Raw genomic sequence first — 3,074 nt, 5'->3', positions numbered from 1 at the left:
CGGATATTTAATCCCCAGCGGGTATAGCGGTAATAGGCCCAGAGAATAAAAGCGAAAATCAGCGAAATATAAACATAAATTCCCTGTTCAAAAAGCATTTTTCCGAAGACAGGAATTTTCGAAAGAAGCGGAATTGAAATTACAGAAAAAGCCGATTTAAAATCTGCACTTAAAGGAGAAGCTGCAAGATATTTTCCCATAAAACTTGCAACACCGGTTCCAAAAGTTGTTAATACCAGGCCTGTTACAACCTGATTTCCACGCAGCGTAATCGTAATGAAAGCATAAATCAAAGCCCCGGCACTTCCTGCAAGACCTGCACAGATAACTGCAAGGAAAGGATTTCCAATTGCGCTTCCCGCAAGATAGCCGAAAGCAGCTCCTAAAAGCATCATTCCTTCGGTTCCAAGATTTGTCTGACCGGATTTTTCGAAGAGAATTCCTCCTAAAATTCCGTAGAGAATATGTGTTCCTGTCTGAACTGCGACCTGTAAAAACAAAGCAAAAGCTAAAATCATGATTTCACCGCCTTTTTCTCAAAGACAAACCTGTATCTTACAAAAAATTCACTTCCTAAAACGAAGAAAATGATAATCGTCTGAATAATGCTTCCCATGCTTGCAGGAACACCCATTGATGTCTGTAGATAGCTTCCGCCCTGCAAAAGTACACTGAATACAAATGAAACTGCAAGTGAAATAAGAGGATCAAGCTGACTGAGCCAGGTTGTAATGACGGCAGTAAAGCCCATTCCGTTTGACATGTTATCAGTAAGTGATTTTTCGATTGCGCTTGCCTGAATCATTCCGGCCAGAGCGCAAAGACCGCCTGAAAGAACGACGGCAATTATAATCGTGCGGCTTACATTGATTCCTGCATATCGTGCAGTATCAAAACTTTCGCCGATTACAGAAACTTCGTAACCAAACTTTGTTTTTTTGAGAAGAAAATACATTGCAAAAACAAGCACAAGCGCAATTATCCAGCCGGCATGAATTCCAAATATATTCGGCAAAACTGCATTTTCACTGAAGTTTACGATTTTTGGAGAACCGCCTCCGTGAGGGTCGCGCCAAGGAAGATAGCTGTATTTAAGATAGCTGACCCATTTCTGAGCAACATAATTAAGCATGAGAGTAACTAAAGTTTCGCTTGTTCCCCATTTTATTTTGAGGGCAGCCGGAATAAGAGCAAAAATACCGCCTGCAACAAGGGCAAAAAGAGCCATAACAGGAAGAAGAACACCGCTTGGAAGATTCGGAAAAAGCATAAAGGCCCAGGTGGCAGCAAAAGCACCCATATAAAACTGACCTTCAGCTCCAATATTCCAGAACTTCATTTTAAAAGCCACACAGCATCCGAGTGAAAGAATTGTAAGCGGAACAGCCTTGTAAACAACCTGCTTAAAGCGATAAAAAGTCCCAAAACAGCCTGAAAAAATATTAGCATAAACTCTAAAAGGATTTAATCCCATAAATGCAAGCACAAGCATTGAACACAAAACTGCCGAAAAGACAGCAGCTGTACGGACAAAAATTTTCTGTTTTTGGGTTAAGTTTTTCTGCATTGCAATTCTAATCATATTTTCTTCCCCATCATCATAAGACCGATATCTTCACGTGTTGCATTTTCTGGATTTACGATTCCCTTAACGCTTCCGTCATGAATAACCATAAGGCGGTCACATAAAGCACAAAGCTGGTCTATGTCTTCGCCGACAAGAAGGATTGCAACTCCCTTTTTTTTCTGTTCGTTAATCATATTGATGATATTGTTAGTAGCACCGACATCAAGCCCGCGGAAAGGATAAGCTACAATTAAAAATTTAGGATGCATTTCAAGTTCACGGCCTAAAAGAACCTTCTGAATATTACCGCCTGAAAGCTGACGTACTGGATTATGAATTGAAGGAGTTGAAATTGCATAACGGTCAACAATTTCATTTGCCATTTCACTGCCTTTTTTACGGTCCAAAAAGAATTTGGATTCTTCTGAATAAGAGCGCATCATTACGTTTTCTGCAATATCAAGACCGGCAGCAAGCCCCATTCCAAGTCTGTCTTCAGGAACGAAATTCATGCGCACTCCGAGTTTTTTGATTGCAATTGGTGAAAGCTTTAAAAGGTTCTGATTTTCAAAAAGTGCTTCACCGCTGTCAGATTTTAAAAGACCTGTAAGACATTCACAGAGCTCTTTCTGACCGGAACCTACAATGCCTGCAACACCAAGAATTTCCCCGCCATAAAGATTAAATGAAATATTGTCGAGTGATTTTTTTCCGTAAGCGTTTTTGCTTGAAAGATTATTTACAACCAGAACCGGATTCTGGCTTCGTCCGGCAGCAACGCGGGTTACTTTATATTCAAATTTGCCGCCAAGCATAAGGCGTGCAAGAGATTTTTCTGTACAGGAAGAAGTTTCGACCATGCCGGCGAATTCTCCTTTTCGCATAACAGCTACACGGTCAGAAATTTCCATAACCTCGTTAAGTTTGTGAGTAATGATTATGATTGAACAGCCGTTTTCCTTCATGCGGCGAAGGACTGCAAAAAGTTTTTCTGTTTCCTGAGGTGTTAAAACTGCGGTAGGCTCGTCAAGAATTAAAATCCGCGCCCCCTGATAAAGAATTTTTATGATTTCAACTGTCTGCTTTTCTGAGACAGACATTGAATAAAGTTTCTGATTTAAATCTATTGAAAACCCGAATTTCTTTTGAATTTCGTTGATTTTTTCGAAAAGTCTGGATTTTTTTACAAAAAAGCCGTCTTTTTTTTCGCCAAGAGTAATATTTTCAAGGGCACTCATAACATCAACAAGTTTAAAATGCTGATGAACCATGCCGACGCCGCACTCAATTGCATCCTGGGGGGATTTAAAATTTACCTTTTTACCGTCGATTATAATTTCACCTGATTCAGGAGCATAAATACCTGCAAGCTGATTTACAAAAGTTGATTTTCCACTGCCGTTTTCACCAAGCAGTGCCAGAATCTCGCCATGACGGACTTCAAGAGAGATATCACGGTTTGCATAAACCGAACCAAATGTTTTTGAAAGATGTTTTACTTCTAATG

3 protein-coding genes are annotated in these 3,074 nt (G+C 40.0%); all 3 read right to left on the bottom strand.

Annotated elements, in window-relative coordinates:
* The coding region (locus tag ACKI5B_RS05135) for an ABC transporter permease (RefSeq protein WP_407426490.1) at positions 1-518 on the bottom strand (518 nt) is incomplete at its 3' end.
* Positions 515-1,582 (bottom strand): ABC transporter permease, encoded by a 1,068-nt coding sequence (locus tag ACKI5B_RS05130; RefSeq protein WP_407426488.1) that lies wholly within the window; start codon positions 1,580-1,582, stop codon positions 515-517. The genes ACKI5B_RS05135 and ACKI5B_RS05130, both read right to left, overlap by 4 nt.
* Positions 1,579-3,074 (bottom strand): ABC transporter ATP-binding protein (locus ACKI5B_RS05125; RefSeq protein ID WP_407426486.1); only part of this gene is annotated, 1,496 nt, incomplete at its 5' end. The genes ACKI5B_RS05125 and ACKI5B_RS05130, both read right to left, overlap by 4 nt.

Source organism: Treponema sp. (assembly GCF_045657965.1).
Lineage (GTDB): Bacteria > Spirochaetota > Spirochaetia > Treponematales > Treponemataceae > Treponema_D.
Note: the sequence above shows the minus strand (reverse complement) of the source record. Positions and strands in the feature narration are given on the sequence as shown.